At 46.7% G+C, this 20,108-nt stretch carries 15 protein-coding genes; 13 read left to right on the top strand and 2 right to left on the bottom strand.

All coding sequences use genetic code 11. The features are described 5' to 3' along the window. Position 1 precedes the first annotated feature (1 nt). On the top strand, positions 2–997 hold the full coding sequence (locus A9237_RS25530; protein ID WP_078610068.1) for an OmpA family protein: 996 nt from the start codon (positions 2–4) through the stop codon (positions 995–997). 116 nt (positions 998–1,113) lie between these two features. Here A9237_RS25530 and A9237_RS25525 read toward each other — a convergent pair whose 3' ends face one another. Further along, on the bottom strand, positions 1,114–1,500 hold the full coding sequence (locus tag A9237_RS25525; RefSeq protein WP_005434277.1) for a DUF2541 family protein: 387 nt from the start codon (positions 1,498–1,500) through the stop codon (positions 1,114–1,116). Between the two features lie 505 nt (positions 1,501–2,005). Here A9237_RS25525 and A9237_RS25520 point away from each other — a divergent pair. From A9237_RS25520 to A9237_RS25470, 11 genes are all read left to right on the top strand, one after another. After that, positions 2,006–2,983, top strand: coding sequence for a LacI family DNA-binding transcriptional regulator (locus A9237_RS25520; protein ID WP_005434280.1), 978 nt, complete (start codon positions 2,006–2,008; stop codon positions 2,981–2,983). Between the two features lie 392 nt (positions 2,984–3,375). Continuing rightward, positions 3,376–4,614, top strand: a complete 1,239-nt coding sequence (locus A9237_RS25515; protein WP_009706577.1) for a type 2 periplasmic-binding domain-containing protein — start codon at positions 3,376–3,378, stop codon at positions 4,612–4,614. An 11-nt stretch (positions 4,615–4,625) separates the two neighbouring features. After that, entirely contained in the window at positions 4,626–5,720 is a 1,095-nt protein-coding gene (locus A9237_RS25510) for a carbohydrate ABC transporter permease (RefSeq protein WP_005434283.1), read from the top strand. Then, complete coding sequence (locus tag A9237_RS25505) at positions 5,713–7,131, top strand: carbohydrate ABC transporter permease (RefSeq protein WP_078610067.1); 1,419 nt, start codon at positions 5,713–5,715, stop codon at positions 7,129–7,131. Before A9237_RS25510 ends, A9237_RS25505 begins: the two co-directional genes overlap by 8 nt. A gap of 18 nt (positions 7,132–7,149) precedes the next feature. Next, positions 7,150–9,492 carry a glycoside hydrolase family 65 protein gene (locus A9237_RS25500; RefSeq protein WP_078610066.1) on the top strand — a complete coding sequence of 781 codons (2,343 nt, stop codon included), beginning with the start codon at positions 7,150–7,152 and terminating at the stop codon, positions 9,490–9,492. Next, entirely contained in the window at positions 9,485–10,120 is a 636-nt protein-coding gene (gene pgmB / locus A9237_RS25495) for a beta-phosphoglucomutase (RefSeq protein WP_005434287.1), read from the top strand. Before A9237_RS25500 ends, pgmB begins: the two co-directional genes overlap by 8 nt. Before the next feature lie 96 nt (positions 10,121–10,216). Further along, positions 10,217–11,350, top strand: a complete 1,134-nt coding sequence (locus tag A9237_RS25490; protein ID WP_005434288.1) for an ABC transporter ATP-binding protein — start codon at positions 10,217–10,219, stop codon at positions 11,348–11,350. 194 nt (positions 11,351–11,544) lie between these two features. Further along, positions 11,545–12,549: an OmpG porin family protein gene (locus A9237_RS25485; RefSeq protein WP_005434293.1), complete on the top strand. Its 1,005-nt coding sequence runs from the start codon at positions 11,545–11,547 to the stop codon at positions 12,547–12,549. 256 nt (positions 12,550–12,805) lie between these two features. Further along, positions 12,806–14,287 carry a glycoside hydrolase family 32 protein gene (locus A9237_RS25480; protein ID WP_078610065.1) on the top strand — a complete coding sequence of 494 codons (1,482 nt, stop codon included), beginning with the start codon at positions 12,806–12,808 and terminating at the stop codon, positions 14,285–14,287. Next, on the top strand, positions 14,281–16,203 hold the full coding sequence (locus A9237_RS25475; RefSeq protein WP_078610064.1) for an alpha-amylase family protein: 1,923 nt from the start codon (positions 14,281–14,283) through the stop codon (positions 16,201–16,203). The genes A9237_RS25480 and A9237_RS25475 overlap by 7 nt, the downstream gene beginning before the upstream one ends. A 226-nt stretch (positions 16,204–16,429) precedes the next feature. Further along, positions 16,430–17,146: a GntR family transcriptional regulator gene (locus A9237_RS25470; RefSeq protein ID WP_009706571.1), complete on the top strand. Its 717-nt coding sequence runs from the start codon at positions 16,430–16,432 to the stop codon at positions 17,144–17,146. A 52-nt stretch (positions 17,147–17,198) separates the two neighbouring features. Here A9237_RS25470 and A9237_RS25465 read toward each other — a convergent pair whose 3' ends face one another. After that, positions 17,199–18,398, bottom strand: a complete 1,200-nt coding sequence (locus A9237_RS25465) for a D-galactonate dehydratase (protein ID WP_005434298.1) — start codon at positions 18,396–18,398, stop codon at positions 17,199–17,201. Between the two features lie 286 nt (positions 18,399–18,684). On the opposite strand from A9237_RS25465, the gene A9237_RS25460 reads away from it, so the two are divergent. After that, the gene (locus A9237_RS25460; RefSeq protein WP_237358470.1) at positions 18,685–20,091 is read left to right on the top strand and encodes a PTS transporter subunit EIIC; all 1,407 of its coding nucleotides are present in this window, start codon (positions 18,685–18,687) and stop codon (positions 20,089–20,091) included. The last annotated feature ends 17 nt before the right edge of the window (positions 20,092–20,108 follow it).

Raw genomic sequence — 20,108 nt, 5'->3', positions numbered from 1 at the left:
TGTGAATTACAAACAAATGATTTTGTTCGCGATTTCTGTTTTTGCACTCTCCCCAGTTTTGGCACAAGAGGCCCAGCAAGTCGACGAACCCGAGAAAGGCGTTATCGATACTTTGGTATCCAATGGGTTGTATTTTCAAGTGGGAGGGGGACTTGCTCAGTTTAAAGACGATCCTTACAAGCACGACAATGACATTACCAGTTTGAAGTACAGCTTAGGTATCTCGACGCAGCCTTTTGATTATGAGTTAGGCTATCGCAGCTTATCGGACGGCAATGGTTTTGACATGAAAGGTTTGGACATTCTCGCCAAACACAAATGGTCACTGTGGCGCGATGGTGGTTTGTTTGCTGGCGTGGGTGGTTACATCTACAACGCCGACATGGATAAGCCACAGTTGGATTCTCCGACGGAAACCAGCGGCGTGGCACCGTACTTGTCGGTGGGCGGTTACTATGCCTTGAGTGAGTACATCGACGTCTCGTTGCAATTCGACAATCTGTTTAACGTCAGTGTGCTCGATCAGTACTACGACAAAAAAGACACCAAACAGCTGCGTCAGGTGAACTTGTCTTTGGTGCTTCATCCGTGGTCGAGCAGCAGTTACGATCCGCAACCTATTGAGCACATAGAAGATGCGCCAGAAGAGCAAACCGTGATTCTAGCGGAAAACAGTCCGGTTTATAGCTACGACGATGCAGCGCTCAACCCACAGATGGAAACTCAATTGATGCAATTGGCCAGTCGAATTACTGAGTTGGAAAGCTATGAAGTGGTGGTAACAGGAGGGGCAGATAGTAAGCCTGCTTATCTGGAGTACAATACTCACTTAGCGAAAGAGCGAGCAAAAGTCGTGGCGGATTTCTTGATTTTGCATGGCGTGAAAGCGGACAACATTCGTCTTGAGACGTCAGTCATTGAACAAGAGCATCGTGAGCAAGCCGCACGCAAAGTGGAAATTACGGTCAACGGAACCGAATTGGTTTCGCCAGAATAAGAGCCTTCTTCGTTTCTGACTGAAAATAAAAATCCCTCGCCAATCGACGAGGGATTTTTGTATTCGTAGAGAGGAGGTTAATTCTCATCCCTTTTGAAGGTCGAGATCAGTAACGATTAATCGTTCTTCTCTTTACCGTAAACGCGTACGCCCGCTTTAGAGCCTTCTGAGTTACCGTATACTTCGATGTTTTTCACACAGCGACGGTAACCGAAGTAACGCCAGTCGGTCATCTTGTCTTTCTTTAGATCACGGTGGAAGCGAATGGTTTTCTCGTCACCGTTTTGGAATCGCACAACGACCTTTCTTAGTTCTAGGTCTTTCTCTGCTTTCACTTTGATCGCGTTGGTGTTGCGGCAAATCACCATTGGGATTTTTGCAGCTAGGTTACCGTGCTCAAGCAAGATAGTACGACCTAAAGTGAATTTATCGTCTGCGTGTGCAGGAGCGATAAGTGTTGTTGCAGCCAATGCTGCCGTGATAATAGCGGTATAAATTCTCATTTAAAAAATCACCAAAACACAGGAGCGCGAATCATAGTCGAGAGGAATGAAAAACAGCTAGCAATATTTTCTGATGTGGATGAAGTTTCACAATTCGCTGACTTTAGGCGAAGAAAGCATCAGTTGTATTAGGGAAGGGGCTGAGACTGGTATTTAGCGGTTTTCATCGCTCGCAGATAGTTCAAGACGGTTTACGTAAATCGATTTACGTAATTTCTGAATAGGCGGTGCGAGAAAAACATCCAGTTTCTGAGTGCTTTCTCGACGTTCGTTATCAGCCTGTTGTGCTGATATTCATCTTGTTTCTATTCTAACTGTCAGATTATTCGACGTTTTTATAAAAGAATGGGCCTTGTCTGTGCTTGTGCTTATTGGTTTTATACAAAATGTGACATATGAGTCATAAGTTTACGCTTTGCTATCGTTTTACGTATTTCTCGCTTGCTTTTTCTCTGTTTACTCACATAATGAACGTAAATTTTACGTTTTGCCGTAGGAGAGCGCCGTGAGTGCACCAAAAACTGATGCGGAACTGAAGAAAGCGACCATACACGAAGCTGCAAAAATTGCAGGTGTATCAATCGCTTCTGTTAGTCGAGCTCTAAATAATAAACCGGGGATCAGCGAAAAAACGCGTAAAAAGATTCTCGATATATGCAAAGAGTTGGGTTATGTACCAAGCACGTCTGCACGTGAATTGACTGGTAGTCACAAAAATACCATCGCAATTTCGCTTGGTCCGCACGATTTTTACGCTTCTCGTTACCTCGGTATGCTATGGCCTTCTTTATCTGCTTCCATCCGTAATTCTGGACGCAATTTGTTGCCAGTAAGCTTTGGAGAAGTAGATTTAGAACAGGTTGGCGGCGCTATTTTGCTTGGTATTACCCACAACGACCCACGCATTGAAACCTGTAAAGAGATGGACTTGCCTTACGTTTGTATCGGCATGAGTGAAGGCTCTTTTTGGGTGGCTCCAGATGATTTCAATGGCGGCCGTGAAGCCACGCAACACCTTGTAGATAAAGGGCTAACAGACATTTGCTTCGTGACGCCAACAACTTATGGCGACGGTTATCAGTTCCGTCATCAAGGTTACATGTCAGTGATGGCAAGCAATGCGCTTCCTGTTCGAGAGCTTAGAACGGGTGCTGATCCACTGGGTGAAATCGCGGCTTATCGTTACTTCATGAACATTGATAAAAAGCAGCTTGAGGGCTATCAGGGCTTTGTTTGTGAGTGTGACGAAACGGCACTTGGTGTCATCGCGGCACTAAAAGACCGCGGTTACACGCTACCTGATGACTTCTCTGTTGTGGGTTACGATGGTTTACCTGGTATTTCACGTGAACTCACGACTATTGAGCAAGACACGGACAAGATCGCGGCGCGTGTTGCGAGCATGCTAGAGCAAGCCATGCTGCGTGAACAGCCTGTTGGTTCCGTTGTTCCTGTGTCTCTGAAGCTAGGTAAAACCAGCTAACTTTCATTCCTCATATCGGTAATCGAAAGCATAGAGCATGGCTGAGTCCATGCTCTTTTTGTTTACGGTTTTCATCCTCTTCTTACCCATTTCTTCGTTTCTCCGTTTCCTATCTCCAATCGAGTTTTATTAATCGTTATCTCTGTATCTGTTTTACGTAAATTTTTCGTAAGAATGAGATGGTCTTACGAATCACATTTCGTTACATAACGGCCTTTTATGGCGTTTTTCTGAATTTACGAGCGAAAAATGCACCATTTTTGTAAGCGAGATCACCATTCTTGTGCGTTCTGATACGTAACTGAGTTTTTTGTGATCATCTTAACGTAAGCGCTTACGTTAATTTCGCATAATACCCTCAGATTTTGAAAGAAATGGGATTTGAGGGCGAGATGAAAAAAACAATATTGGCAGTATCCCTACTAGCTGCTGGCCTATCTGCAAACGCAGTTGCAAATACAGAAGTCACGATTGCCGGCTGGGGCGGTAATGATGTTGTGGTTCTGAACAAGTTGGTGAACGAGGTACTTGTTGACGATTTTGATAAAGCAGGTCTTACTGTTAAATATCAAGCGGTTGAAGGCGATTTTTCTCAATTTATTACTAACTCTCTTTCAGCTGGCACTGCACCAGACGCCTTCTACATCGACGTTGTATTCGCTAACACGTTAGTTAACTCTGGCAAAGTTTCTCCAAATAACAGCAGCTTAGAAAAAGTCGCGACCAACATGATCCCAAGCTTGAACTCGGCGTTTACGTTAGAAGGTAAACAGTACGGCGTAGCTAAGGATTTCAACACAATTGCACTGCAGTACAACAAAGACATTTTTGATGATGCTGAAGTCGCTTACCCAACGAATCAAGACTCTTGGGAAGATTTACGTAAAAAACTACTGGATGTGAAAGATGCGCTAGCAGATGAAGTGTCTGGTATCTGCGTTATGCCTGATTACGCGCGTTTTGCACCCTTTGCGCTCGCAACAGGCTGGACGCCATTCAACGCTGAAGGCAAAACCGTTCTGGATGAGAACTTCGAGCGTGCATTTAACTTCTACACTGGCTTAGTTACCGAAGACAAAGTGGGAATCTTGGCGACTGACCTTGGTCAAGGCTGGGGTGGCGGCTGTTTCGGTACGGAAGAAACGGCAATCGCTCTAGAAGGTAACTGGATCAGTGGTTACTTACGCGATAAAGCGCCAAACCTGCCTTATGGCACAACGTTGATGCCAAAAGATCCAGTAAGCGGTGAACGTGGCAATCTACTGTTTACTGTTGCTTGGGGCGTAAATGCAGATGGTAAGAACATCGAAGCGACGCAAAAAGCGGTAGAGATCTTAACTAGCCAAAAAGCACAAGAATGGGTGTTGGATTCAGGTCTTGCTCTGCCAAGCCGTGAAGCGCTTGGTAAGTCAGAGTTCTTTGCACAGCAAAAAGCAGAAAACGAATTGGCAAAACAAGTATTTGAAGGTGCTCTTGAAGGAAATGTAGAGCCATTCGCATTTGGTAACTACGGCACAGCATGGATGACTCCGATTAATGAAGCATTGAATTCAGTGTTGCTTGGTCAGATGACGCAAAAAGAAGCGATCAAGATGGCGCAAGCTAAATACGATGCACTGATGGCGAAATAACGGGGCGAGGGATGAACTCTTTACGTTTACGCCAACAAGTTTACGGATGGCTCCTAGCTGGGCCATTTGTACTGACTTTGGTGGTGTTTTTTCTATACGCATTGATCAGAACGGTTTACTTCAGCTTTACCGAGTACGACTTGTTCAGCGATGCAATCTGGGTTGGTTTAGCGAACTTTAAAGCTCTGCTTACTGACGATTTATTCCTGCTTTCACTGGCAAACACCATTTGGTTCTCACTAATCGTGACCTGTGTACAAACCGTGTTAGCACTTGGCTTAGCGATTTTGGTGAACTCTAAAATTCGCGCAAAAAGCTTCTTTAGAACCGCGTTTTACTTACCAAGTATTTTGTCGAGTGCCGCGGTGACACTGATCTTCATTTGGTTCTACCAAAAGAACGGTTATCTCAATGGCTTTGTCACCGATGTCGTGAACCATTACCCGCACTTGAGCTGCTTTGTGCTTGTCGCTATCGCTACTCAGTTTGTGTTGGTAACCAAAGACCGTTTGAAAGGCTTACCGGTAGGTTGGTTGGATCCAGCATGGGGCATTCTCTCTTTCATCGTTGCGGGTGTGGCGACTTTCGTAGCCAGCGCAATGGGCTGGGTAGAAGTGACAGACCAAATCGTGGAAGTTAACTGGTTGAACACGCGAGACAATGTGGGGCCAATGCCTTTAACACTTTGGGCAATTGTGATTCAGAACATTTATACCACTATCCCGACCTTCATGTTGCTGTTCCTAGCAGGCTTGCAAGGCATTCCGGGTGAGCTTTACGAAGCGGCGCACATTGATGGTGCGAACAAGTGGCAGCAACACTGGAACATTACGATTCCTCAGTTAGCACCGGTGACGTTCGTCGTCGTGACTTTCTCGATTATCGGTACGCTACAAATGTTTGACCAAGTAGCACTACTTGGCTCGGCAGCTCCGCTGGAATCACGTATTACGCTGGCTTACTACGTTTACCACAACGCCTTCCCACCGGGTGGCACGCCACAAATCGGCATGGCAAGCGCAGCAGCATTGGTATTGGCATTCATCACGTTGGCAGTGGTTTATCTGCAGAAAATCTTTGGTGTGAAGGAGAAAGCAGATGACTAATCCCGTTTCAACCATGAATCACGATGATGCGAAACCTATGGCATCAATGGAAGAGATTTCCAAGTTCCAAGCGCGTCGTCGCTGGGCAAAGGTAGCGTGGGTTTACAGTGCTTTGCTACTGGTTGCGACTGTCATGTTAGGTACGTTCGTGGTGGCTTTCTTAGCGAGTTTGAAAGATGACCCACTAGAGCAGCCATTTAAGTTCAACTTTGCACAGGTTCAACCAAGCAACTGGGGTGCGGCTTACCAACTCGGTAAAGAAGGTAACGATGCGCCAATGTTCGGTGGTTTTGCTCCGGGCGCAGAAGTGAACTTCACCGTGACTTACGCGGTGGAAGACGGCAAAGAGCTGGCAACGCCAGAGATTGAAGTGCCACGCCGTCGTCCAGGTACAGGTATGGCTGCGGCTATCGTGACCGACTTTGCTGCCGATTACGCACAAGTCAGCGAGCCAGTGCTGGTAGACACTAACGATAACGTGGCGTTTGTAGAGAAGCGTGGTCGTCGTGAACTTACTAAGCAAGGTCATAGCCAAACGTGGGCATTTTCCATCAAGTATCAAGGGCAAGGTCCTGAGATTGCAACGCTACCACTAACGATAGAAGCGCCGCGCGGCCAAGTGCTGATTGATAGCACACTAGCGCCAAGCAAGATGGAACGTCGTGGCCGTGTTGCGGCATGGGATAACGCAGCACCGGGTTTGATTGGTTATGTATTTAAGTCTTACGTTCGCGTGTACACCGAGTCGGTGAGCCTAGATACAGGTAAGAGCTTATTTATGAGCTGGACCATCAACTCGTTCTTCATTGCGATTGGTAAGGTGATTCTGACCCTGTTCTTTGCATGTACTGCGGGTTATGCCTTAGCTCGATTGAAGTTCACTGGTGCGCGTGCTGTGTTCGCTTTCATGTTGTTCAGCATGATGATTCCGGGCCAAGTAACGTTCATCTCTAACTACTTAATTTATAAGGATATTGGCTTATTGAACACACCATGGGCGGTCATCACCGCGGTCGTCGCTTCGGGTCAGGTTCTGATCATGAAACAGTTCTTCGAGAACATTCCGAAAGAACTGGAAGAAGCCGCAATCGTAGATGGCGCAAGCCCTGCTGTGATTCTTTGGAAGGTATTCATGCCACTGGCGAAGCCAGCCATCTTGTCGGTCACCATCCTTGGTTTCCAAGGCGCTTGGAATGACTTCTTCTGGCCGCTTGTGGTGATTAACAGCCCAGCTGACGCGTTCACGCTTCCTGTTGGTCTATTGAGTTTACGTAACGCCTATGGCGTAGCAGGTGACTGGAACCTGATCTTGGCGGGGGCTTTCCTGTCAACAATCCCAGTACTGATTGTATTTATGGTTTTCCAACGTTACTTCGTGGGTAACGACATTTCTTCCGCTGTTAAAGGTTAAATTTCGGGGATATTTAAGATGTTTATGAACTACAACGCTGGTCAAGGCGAACTAAAAAACTGGATCGTTGAAGAGACGGCGTTTGACTCAGCTTTCCAAGGCAAATGTGAAGTGGTAATGAGCCAAGGTAATGGCTACATGGGTGCGCGTAGTGCAACGGAAGAAAAATACGTGGGCCAAGTTCGCAACCTTTTCGTTGCTGGTACTTACAACAAGTTTGATGCAGACGAAGTAACCGAGCTGCCAAACTCTGCAGACATGAGCTCGATTGAAATCTTCATCGATGGTCGCCGTTTCCACCTAGAAACAGGTGAAGTGAGCAACTACTCTCGTCGCCTAAACGTGAAAAACGGTGAGCTAATCCGTGAATTCACATGGACAAACAATGAAGGTAAGAGTTTTGAGATGCGTTTCCGTCGCTTCTTCTCGCAAGCAAACCTTCACCTAATGGCATTCGATGTTCAAGTAAAAGCACTGAACAGCGATGCGAAAATCGAAATCCGCTCTGGTGTGGATGCGCAGCTTTCTAACTCAGGTGCTCAGCACTTCCACGAAGGCGAAAAGCGTATCTACGACAAGCGTTTTATCGAGCTTCTACAACACACAACAGAGAGCAAAGTAGACTTTGTTTTCCTAACGTCTCACCGCTACCTAGTTGACGGCCAAGAGACAGAAATCGACCCATCACTTGCGATGGACCGTCGTAAAGTATGGGTAAACATCAACTACGATCTGAAAGCGGGCGAAACGTTCGGCACAGAAAAAGTCGGTGTGGTTCATACGTCTCGCGACAAGCAGTTCGATGTGGAAGGTTACGAGCTTCAAGCACTTCGTGACCACGCTCTGACGAACCTAAAAAACAACGCTGACCGCAGCTTTGATGAACTTCTAGAAGAGAGCGCAGCAGAGTGGGATAAGCGTTGGGCAGGCATGAACATCACTATCGGTGGTAGCGATTTCGACCAACTTGCGATTCGCTTTGCTCAATACCAGTTGAACATCTTCACGCCAATGCACGACTCCCGCTTCGGTATCGGTGCGAAAGGTCTATCTGGCGAAGGCTACAAAGGTCACTCGTTCTGGGATACAGAAGTATTCATGCTTCCGTTTTTCATCTACACCATGCCAGAAGTGGCGCGCAGCCTACTTGAGTACCGCTTTAAGACGCTAGATGGCGCTCGTAAGAAAGCGAAAGACAACGGCTATATTGGTGCACAGTTCCCATGGGAATCGGCACTAACGGGTGAAGAAGTAACGCCTGTATGGGGCGCAGTAGACATCATCACGGGTAAGTCGACGAAGATTTGGTCTGGCTTTATCGAGCAACACATCACGTGTGACATCACTTACGCATTGTGGCAGTACTACCAAATCACTGGCGACCAGAAGTTCATGGATGACATGGGCTACGAGATCATGTTCGACACAGCAACGTTCTGGACAAGCCGCCTAGATTGGCTAGAAGACCGCAACATGTGGGGTATTTGTGACGTAATCGGCCCTGATGAGTACAAAGAGCACATCGACAACAACGCGTTCACTAACTACATGGCGGTAGAGAACATCAAACTTGCGATTCGTTACTACGAGGATCTAGAAGCGTCGAACCCAGATCTACTGGCTAAGCTGTCTGACAAGCTAAACCTAGTGGAAGCTCGTCAAATGTGGCTAGACCGCGTAGACAACATCTACCTACCGAAGCCACGTGCTGAAGATAAGGTAATCCCACAGGATGACACTTACCTACAGAAAGAAATCATCGACCTGACTAAGTACAAAGAGCAGCCATTCGTTGGTGGCCTGTTCCAAGACTACAACCTAGAACAGGTTAACGACATGCAGGTTTCTAAGCAGGCGGACATCATGGTGCTGTTCCTACAGCAAGAAGATAAGTTCGACCTAGAAACCAAACTGGCTAACTGGAACTACTACGAGCCGAAGACACTACACGATTCGTCGCTAAGTCTGTCTACGCACTCGGTATTAGCGTCAGATGTTGGCAACCCAGAGCTGTCTTACGACCTGTTCCAACAAGCCGCGTCTATCGACATCGGTCAGAACATGAAGAGCTCAGATCACGGCATTCACGCGGCGTCTATCGGCGGCATGTGGCAGTGTGTGGTTTACGGCTTCGGTGGTGTTCGTATGCTAGGTGGCAACCTGCGTATCAACCCTAACCTTCCTAAGCAATGGGAAAGCCTGAACTTCCCGATCTACTGGAAAGGTGAGCGTCTAGAAGTGACCGTTGACCAAGAGCAAGTTCGAATCGAGCGCCCTGAGTTCAATGGCCAAGTGCTAAACATCGAAGTTGCAGGTGAGCCACGTGTAATCGATTCAACAGAGGTGACGTTCAATGTGTAAGGCATTTATTTTCGACCTAGATGGCGTTATCACGGATACGGCTGAGCTGCACTACCAAGCGTGGCAACGTATGGCGAACGAAGAAGGTTACTACTTCGACCGTGAAATCAATGAGCAGCTACGTGGCGTATCTCGTCAAGCGTCGCTGAACATCATCTTGAACGGCAAAGAGATCAGCGAAGAGAAGTTTGCTGAGCTAATGAAGCGTAAGAACGATTACTACGTGGATCTGCTGAACACGATTTCTGCGAAAGACGTTCTACCGGGTATTGAGCAATTCCTACTTGAGCTAAACGCACGTGGCATCAAAGTGGCACTGGCGTCAGCAAGTAAGAATGCTCGTCCTATCCTGCACCGTCTTGGCCTAACACCACTATTTGATGCTATCGGTGATGGTTGGTCAGTTAACCGCTCTAAGCCAGCGCCGGACGTGTTCATCCACGCGGCAGGCCAAGTGGGCGTAAACGCTGACGAGTGCATCGTAGTTGAAGATGCAGAAGCGGGTGTAGACGCAGCAAAAGAAGCAGGCATGCGCGTAGTAGGCATTGGTCCTAACGACCGTGTTGGTCACGCGACATGGCGCTTCGATGACACCAAAGGCATCAACTTGGGCGAGATCCTAGGTTAATCCAAAATAAGAAGTGTGGTGGGGCAGTCGTTGATATCGACGTGCTGCCCCCGAATCACCTAAAGCCCAGACTCTTAAAGAATTATAGGTAGAACAATGGCACGTTTAGAACTGAAGAACATCAACAAAATTTATCCTGATGGTGCACACATCATCAAGGATGCCAACCTGACCATTGAAGACGGTGAATTCACGGTATTCGTTGGGCCATCAGGCTGTGGTAAGTCAACCATGCTGCGTATGGTCGCAGGTTTGGAAGAGATTTCATCAGGGGACATGTGCTTAGACGGTGAGGTGGTTAATAACCTTTCACCAACCGATCGTGGGATTGGCATGGTGTTCCAATCTTATGCGCTTTACCCGCATATGACGGTCTACGAAAACATCGCTTTTGGCCTAAAACTGGCGAAGAAAAGCAAAGACGATATTGATTCAGCAGTACGTCAGGTAGCGGAAATGCTAGAGCTGACAAACCTTCTGAAACAAAAACCAAGTCAACTATCGGGTGGCCAGCGTCAGCGTGTGGCGATTGGTCGTGCGATCGTTCGCAATCCGAAGTTGTTCCTACTTGATGAGCCGCTATCTAACCTAGACGCATCACTACGTGTTCGTATGCGTTTGCAGTTAGCGGAATACCACAAAAAACTCAAATCTACCGTGATTTACGTAACCCACGATCAGGTTGAAGCCATGACGCTAGCCGACAAAATCGTGGTACTTCGCGCAGGCGTTGTAGAGCAAGTTGGCTCGCCTCTGGAGCTGTACTACTTCCCTCAAACATTGTTCGTAGCAGGCTTTATCGGCTCTCCAAAAATGAACCTGCTGCCAGCGACACTGGTTTCTGCTTGCGATGAAAAAGCAACGGTAGAAGTGGGTGACTACACCTTCCAAGCGGACGTAAACGCAAAAGGCGCAACACAAGGCGCATTGATGACGCTTGGTATCCGCCCTGAAGACATCCACCTTGATGAAGAAGGTGTGGGTGTGATTGTTGAGGGCTTCGAACGCCTAGGGACAGAATCGCTGCTTTACACCACGCTAGTACGCGGTGGTCAGGAAGTATTAGTTCGCGTGCCAGGTACTGTGCATGTCGAAATCGGCCAGCGTTTGAACATCCGCATTCCGGCTGAGAAATGTCATTTATTCGATAGCAAGGGACACGCGTTCCAACGTGGCATGACGTTGAACGACTTGATTACGCCTCCGCCGCAAGTCAAACAAGCTATCTAATTCGGCGTACGCCGACACCATTCTAAAAATAATAAAAAAGCCCGCTACAGCGGCGGGCTTAGGATTACTGCATTCAAAATTCGGGTTCTGGATGAATTTTGAATGTGACCTTAATGCCTGTTGGCGCAGGCATCAAAAAAACTATCCCGTTGGCGCGGGACAGACAGTAACGACGAAATAATAAGGTAAACATCATGAAAAAAACAGTAGTGGCTTCTTCCATCCTCTTTAGCTTGACCCTTTCAGGATACGCTTTTGCCGAAGAAGAGAAGAAAGAAACGCAGGACGCTGAGCTTGCTGTAAAAGTGGAACAACTGAAAGCGGATTACTCAACCGCAGAACTGCTCACTGCATTGGACGTGCCAAAGCAGGAAGAAGCGAAGTTCCACGGCACACTGGGTACCAACGTGGAAGTGGAACGTGTGATCCGCGATGACGGCGTGAACGAAGGTAAAGTGAAATACACTTTGCTGCAAGGTAACTTCCGCCATGATGATTTACCAGGTTGGGACTTCGGTTTCTACTCTGGCCGTGAAGAACTGTTCAACGGCAACCTAAAACACGCGAAATACGACAAAGGCGTGAACGCAATTCAAGAGATCTTTGTGAACCGCAGCTACGGTCACGACAAAGGTCACATCGGTTGGGGTGTAAAACTGGCGGGTGAGAGTATTGATAAACGTACCACGCCAGAAGCAAAAGTATTCGGTTCTTACCAACTGACCAACAATTTAGAAATGCACGGCTACGCGCTTTACCACGTGGAATACAAACGCGGTACGGGTGAGTTCCCTTACTGGGAAGTGGAACCGGGCTTTGGTTACAAAATCTCTGACAACTCAGGCGCATGGCTAAACTTCCGTTACCAAGTCGGTGAGTGGAACGCAAAAGACGGTTACGCAGAAACGGAAACCGAATGGATCATCAAACCGGGTATCTGGTACAGCTGGGGCAAACTGTCGGCGTCTCTATGGGGTGAATTTGGTTCATTCGAGAAAGAGCGCAACTCAGACAGCGCACACCTATGGACTGAAGATTACTCAAAAATCGGTATCTCAGCGAACTACCCACTGTCTAAGAGCTGGCGCATGTTCGGTGAGGCAAGCTACAAGAAACTTGACCTAGAAAGCGGCCCAGAGCGTGATGCGTTCGATGGTTACATCCCACTGTTCATCCTAGGTGTGAACTACAGCTTCTAAACCCCAATAGCTTTCTCCTCTGGGGGAGAAAGCTATTTGCTTATGAAGTGCCGATTCAGATTGTCTTTTGGACGTTAACTTTTCCTTTGGGGCTAATTTGTTCCGCGAGGCAAGGTTATTTGAAGGGTACTTAGAGTAAGCCTTGTTTTGGACGCGCTTTGGCAGCAACGACTTTGTCCGGGAGTTCTATGGGACTCCTTTTTTCTTCCTGCTGGTTCGCTCAAACCAAGTTTTACTTACAACGATCAGATTTGCTATGACAGAAAAATACCGCCCATACCTTCACATGACGCCGGATTCGGGTTGGATGAACGATCCAAACGGATTGGTGTTCTTCGACGGTCATTATCACCAGTTCTACCAGTATTACCCAAGCGATACAGTTTGGGGGCCAATGCACTGGGGACACAAAATCAGCACCAACCTGATAGATTGGCAAGAGCTTGAGCCTGCACTGTATCCAGATGAATCTGGCATGTGCTTTTCGGGCAGTGCGATTGTCGATTGGCACAACACCTCAGGTTTATTTGAGGCCGGCAAACCAGGCTTATTGGCGTTCTACACCTCGTTCATTCAGCCTAAAGTGACATTGGCTGATGGCACTGAAGTTGAAGATCCAATTCAACAGCAGTCTCTCGCTTATAGCCAAGATGGCATGACGTGGAAGAAGTTCGCCAACGGCGCACCGATCATTACTGCACGGGGCAATCCGGATTTCCGCGATCCTAAGGTGATTTGGCATGAGCAAAGCCAAGCGTGGGTGATGGTGGTGTCCTGCGGTCAGCATATCGAGTTCTACCGTTCGACCAACCTATTGGACTGGCGTTTAGTGAGCGAGTTTGGCTACCGTCATGGTGCGCACAGTAAAGGCCCGTGGGAATGCCCAGACTTGTTTGAACTGCCTATCGAAGGCTCGCAAGAAACACGTTGGGTATTGGTGGTTGGCATTGGTGAAGGCGCTCACTGTGGCGGAGCAGGTACGCAGTATTTTATCGGTGACTTTGATGGCGAAACCTTCATCAATCACAATCATCCAGAGAGTGTATTGTGGCTTGATTTCGGTCGTGATTACTACGCGACTCAGTCATTTTCTGACATCCCAGTAGAAGACGGTCGCCGTTTAGTCAGTACATGGATGAGTAATCATCAGTACTCGCTTGAGTTACCAACCCAAGAGTTTCGCAGTTCGATGGCTATGCCTCGTGAGCTGTTCCTGTTTGAAGGGAAAGCAGGGTTACGTGTTGGACAACGCTTTGTGAAAGAGCTTAATCAGGCGTTAAGTCTTGATGTGCAAACGCCAGAGCCAAGTGACGAACAAGCGATTAGCCTTTACAGCCTGCAAGAAGTCATGAAGTTCAGCGCTGATGTGACGCTACAAGACGCACAAACGTTGCACCTGAATGTGTACCAAGACAATCCAGCTTACTTTGAGTTTGCTTGCGTCGAGCAAGGCATAGAAGTGCGCTCTGTACGTCGCGGTCAGTTTGGCTCGGAACGCATTGATGAACACTTTCCACATGACTACCGCGTGACCTTACCGATTGAGAATGAATTCCAAGTCGAAGTGTTGATCGACAAAGGCTCAGTCGAGTTGCTGATCAATGGCGGTCAATTCAGCTTTACCAACCTTGTTTACGCCAAAGAAACGCAAGCAAGTGTCGCCCTAAACGTAGATAGCGGCTCGCTGGTACTGCGCAACGTTCAAGTGTCTAGCTTGGCAGGAGAGAAAACATGTTAAACGAACGACAAACCCAGCAAGCACTGCAGCAAGTTCTTGATTCGGTTGAATTGCCAAAGCTAACCAAGAAAGATGAGAAGGTGTTTCTTGAACGTCTGACGCAGCATTTTCCATCTCTAGTTGGGCAACTGCACTCGCTTTATGGTGAACGTTATGACTTCTTCTTGCACCTACAAAAGCTGGTGGTTGTGCTTGCCAAAGCCTTTGCTGGTCGTAAACGCAAATGGAAGAACTTGGATGAAAAGCGTCTCGGTAATCCAAGTTGGTACCGCAGTGAAAAAATGCTCGGTATGGCTGTGTATGTCGACCTGTTTGCGGGTGATTTGAAAAAGCTACAAATGAAGATCCCTTATCTCAAGTCTCTGGGGATCAACTATCTTCACCTGATGCCGCTTTACAAAGCACCAGAAGGGGACAGCGATGGCGGCTATGCCGTGTCGGATTACCGCAAGGTCGATCCAAAGCTAGGCACAGAGAAAGATCTAGCGCAGCTGGCAGAAGCACTATCAGACGAGGGCATCAGCCTAGTGCTGGATTTCGTGTTCAACCACACCTCAGATGAACACCACTGGGCGGAGCAAGCGCGTAAAGGCAACCCTGAGTTTGAAGACTTTTATTACTTCTTCACCGATAAGCAAGAAGTGGATGAATACAACCAAACCTGTCGCGAGATCTTCCCAACCGTTCGTCGTGGCAGCTTCACTTTCTTAGAAGATGTAGAGAAGTACGTCTGGACAACCTTCAACAGCTTCCAATGGGATCTTAACTACTCAAACCCAGCGGTGTTCAATGCGATTACCGATGAGATGTTGTTCCTTGCCAATATTGGCTGTGAAGGATTGCGTCTTGATGCGCTGGCGTTTATTTGGAAAGAGAAATGGACCCAATGTGAAAGCTTGCCGAAGGCGCATACTCTGATTCAGTGTTTCAATACCTGTTTGCAGATTGCAGCACCTGCCGTTTTATTCAAATCTGAAGCGATTGTGCACCCGGACGAGGTGGCACAGTACATCGACAAAGAAGAGTGTCAGTTGTCCTACAACCCACTGATGATGGCGTTGATGTGGGAAAGTTTGGCAACACGTAAAACTGAGCTTCTTACCGCCTCCCTGAAGAAAAGCTTTGAGATTTCAGACCAGTGTTCATGGGTGAACTACATTCGTTGTCACGACGACATTGGCTGGACGTTTGATGATGCAGTCGCTGAGCAGCTTGGCATTAATGGCTATGAGCATCGCCGCTTCCTAAACCAGTTCTACACTGGAAAATTTGACGGTTCATTCTCTCAGGGTGTGCCATTCCAAGAAAATCCAACCACGGGTGATTGCCGAGTATGTGGCTCTTTGGCCTCTCTTGCAGGGCTAGAAAAAGCGATAGAAGCGGATGATTCACAAGCGATTGAGCACGCATTGAAGCGTATTCGTCTGCTTAATAGCATCAACTTGAGCATCGGTGGTATTCCGCTGATTTATCAGGGTGATGAGCTGGGTATCTTGAACGATCATAGCTACTTGAATGATGAGTTTAAACGCGAAGATGCACGCTGGGTTAACCGCCCACAAATTAGCGCAGAAGCCGTCGCATTGGCAGAAACCAAAGGCAGTTATCAGCATCGTATTCACAGCGACTTGCTGCAAATGGTCAGTTTGCGCCGTCAAAGCCCTGTGTTTGGCGCGGCGAAAACCGAGATCTTAGAAACTTATCGTCCACATCTGTTTGCTTACTGCCGACAGCATGACAATGGCGATAAACTGCTGGCAGTGTGCAACTTCAGCGAGCATGAACAACGTATCCCAATGTCGATTTGTGACGTTCTAGGTTCACACCAAGTCGCAGACATCCTAACGGGAGACGAGAAAACTGGCGACGAACTGGTCATGGGCGCATACGACGTCGTCTGGCTGAAAGCCAAGTAACTTCGACGGTTTATCACCCCAAAAAACAAGGGCACGGAATGTGCCCTTTTGTTGTTTTTGAGCCAAGGTAATCTTCACTCTTATAGTGAATGCTAAGTAAATAATCACTCGGAAATAAAATAAGGTGCGCGTATTCTCTATTTTTCTTCTAAGTTTCGGTATTTGGATTATATTGATAAGTAAAAGATGGTATAAATCACCCATTGTCGATAATAATTGAATGCTTATGAAGAAATACGAAGAATTAGTTCAAGATATCATCAGTAAAATTTGCCAAAACGTCATCGATGTGAAGTTGCCGTCTGAGCGTGAATTGGCGGAAAAGTATGATATTTCTCGTTTTTCGGTACGAAAGGCGCTGTCCAAACTTGAAGCGATTGGTATTGTGAAATCCAAAGTAGGTTCGGGTTATTTCGTTAATACCTCAATTATTGGTTCGCCACTCATCTATAATTCGGTCACTGAAAATAAATTTGGTGAGATTTCATACAAGAAAATAAAACTGAATAAACGTCTACCCACTACGCATGAAATGCAGATGTTTTCTATCGAGGAAGATGAATATCTGTGGAATATTAAACGTCTGCGATTAATTCAGGGTAAAGTGACACAGATTGAGGAAACAAAATTACCTGTAAGTATGTTTCCTAAAATTACCGAAGAGATTATTGAGAGTTCATTACAGAAACACGTGTTGTCTTTAGGTTTAGAAATCGACAGTTATTTAACCACTTATCAAGCAATTAATGTTTCTAAAGAAGATGCGGATTTATTGGGTTGTAAACGTAATAGTTCCGCGATGAACATTACTAATCGAGGATTCTTAAAAACAGGTGAGGTCTTTGTGGTGAGCGATATTATTGATATTAATTACCAGTGTACTTATCACACTAAGTTTAATCCCGAGAGTCTTAACTACCGAGATCAAAACGACCGCGAATAGCGGTCGTTTTTTTAGGTCTGCATTTAACGCCGTCGCTAGGAAAAATGAGGCATTAAGGCGTGTGAATACTGCCGTCTGGTAAACGACTTTGCGTCCATTCGTGTGGGCGGTATTCAACAGGGAAGTCTTGTGCCGCTTCGCGATCCATCTCCACACCGATACCTGCAATTTCAGATGCGTATAGGTAACCGTTGATTGGCTCTGCTGCGTTCGGGAAAACGCGCTGTGTATTGGCTTTGTACTCTACATGTTCTTGAATCGCAGCGTTATGCAGATGCACATTTAAGTGAGTATTCACTGCGGCACCAATTGGTGTCATATCTGGTGGGCAGTGCCAAGCAATGCGAACGCCAAAGCTCTCACAGAAGTGACCGAGTTTCAGTGCTGGTGTGATGCCACCGATTTGTGATACGTGGCAACGAATGAAGTCGACACGGCGATTGATGATCAACGCTTTCCACTCTTCAGGGTTGTTAAACAGCTCACCCAGCGCTAGAGACACGCTCGATTGGTTGCGAATATTATCCAACCATTCTGTCTGACTTGGCGGCAAAATATCTTCAATAAAGAAGGGGTTATACTGCTCGATTTGCTTCGCGAATTGAATCGCTTGGTTCGGGAACAAACGCTCGTGTACATCATGAAGAATATGGAATTGTTTGCCATATTTCTCACGTAGGTTTTTGAACATTTCTACCGTGTTTTCAATATATTGGTCTTGGTCGTAGTAAGAGCCTTGGGTTGGATTTTGTGCCGTTTGAATATTTTCTGGCACACCGCCGTAGAAACCTAACTGACAGCGAATATGTTGATAACCCTGTTCTAGGTATTTATCGACTTGCTCATACAAGCCTTCCATCGTATCGCTGGTGGCATGCGTATATACTTGAATAGCGTCACGAGACTTACCACCAAATAATTGATGAAGCGGCATGTTAGCTATTTTTGCCTTAATATCCCAAAGTGCCATATCAACACCAGAAATAGCATTGTTGATCACAGGGCCATTGCGCCAATATGCATTGACCATCATCATTTGCCACAGATCTTCAATATTATTTGCATCTTTACCAATTAATAATGGCTTAAGATATTCATCAACCATGGTTTTTACTGCCAATGGTCGTTGTTGGAATGTCGCACAACCGTAGCCTGTTACACCAGATTCTGTTTCTACAATAACAGTGATCAGGTTATGTCTGTCTGGCTTAGTAATCACGCACTCAATATTTGATATGGTATTTTTGTTCACTTCAAACTATCTCTAGTTAACAGGATTTATTTTATATAAGCGTGAAAAAATACAAATTACAAGCGGTAAATTATGCTTAAATTTAACTGGTTCGTTCCTGTTTTGAATTCGGCAAGAAAAACGAACCAATTGGCGAAAAAAGCCGAAAATTTAATTTTTAGCCGTTTTAATGTGAGTTTAATCACTAATTTGTCGATTGGATAAATACCTCCAGTAGCTAAGATGAGCGCAGTGAATGAGCAGACAAAGCACATAGGAAAGTATGATGCAATTGACACAAACAAATATGGCAACTGGCGATGCGTCGTCAGATAAGGCAGACAGCTTTAGCATGAAACTACAAGAATTGGTCGCGGCACTGGGCGGCAACGAGAACATTGCTAACATTACCCACTGCATGACCCGCTTACGCTTCAAGCTGGTGGACGAATCGAAAGCCGACAAAGCAAAACTTGAAGCAATTCAAGGCGTAAAAGGCGTGGTGCTTGGACAAGGTCAGACGCAGGTGATCATCGGTGTCGACGTTGAAAAATGGTACTTAGCGCTGTCTGGCGCGAGTGCTGCACCAGAAGATGCAGAAATCGAGCAAGAGAAAGGCAAGCTATTCCAAAACGCGATGCGCGTGGTGGCGGGCATTTTTGGTCCTGTCGTACCTGCGATTGCGGGTTCGGGCATGTTGATGGGTTTGCTATCGGGCTTAATTGCGACCAACGTGATTTCGGAAAGCTCAGATACCGTTTTCTTCTTCCGTTCGATTTCTCTCGCGGTGTTCTTCTTCCTACCTATGTTGGTCTCTTTCTCTGCGGCGAAAGTGTTTAAAGTTAACGAATACATTGCGTTAGCGGTGGCTGCAGCGATGATGTCGCCAAAACTATTGGAAAAAGCGACCATTCTTTCTGAAGCTGGCAATGCACCGGAATTGAACGTATTTGGTGTGATTCCAATTGAGCTGCTTAACTACGGCGGCGCGATCGTACCTGCGATTCTAGCGGTTTGGGTGCTGTCCAAAATCACCCCTATGGTAGATAAGTTAGTTCCTGCTTCTGCCAAACCAGTATTCACACCGCTACTTGCTTTCACTGTGACGTCGACTCTTGTGCTCTCTGTTGTTGCCCCTGCGGGGATGTGGCTAAGTAACGGCGCAGGTTGGGTAGTGAGCTCACTATTAGAGATCTCACCAACGCTGACCGGATTCGTGTTTGGTCTAACTCGTCCAATTACCATTGTGTTCGGTATTCATCACAGCATGACGCCAATTAGCTTGAATAACTTCGCGCTGTACGGAAAAGATTTGCTGATGCCAATTATGTGTCTGGGTAACCTAGGTATTGCAGGCGCGACGATGGCGATTTGGTACAAGCAACGTAAATACGCAAGCAAAGAGCAATCTTCAGTAACCGTAAGCTCGGGTGTGACCGCAATCCTTGGCATCACAGAGCCAGCGCTGTTCGGCGTACTGACTAAGTACACTAAAGCACTATTCATGGCGAGCTTGGCGACGGGTATCGTAGGCGCGATTTCAGTGACTATCGATACTCACCTAACAAGCTACATCCTATCTTCGGTATTCAGCCTGCCAGCTTACTTGGCAAGCGGTACTCAGAACTTTGTTCAAGCGGTATTGGGTGTGATTGGCGTGTTCACGCTGTCATTCGCAATGACCATGATGTTTGTACGCATCGACAACAAATAATCCCTTTCTTCTCTCTA

This window comes from Vibrio owensii, from assembly GCF_002021755.1.
Taxonomy (GTDB): Bacteria; Pseudomonadota; Gammaproteobacteria; order Enterobacterales; family Vibrionaceae; genus Vibrio; species Vibrio owensii.
Note: the sequence above shows the minus strand (reverse complement) of the source record. Positions and strands in the feature narration are given on the sequence as shown.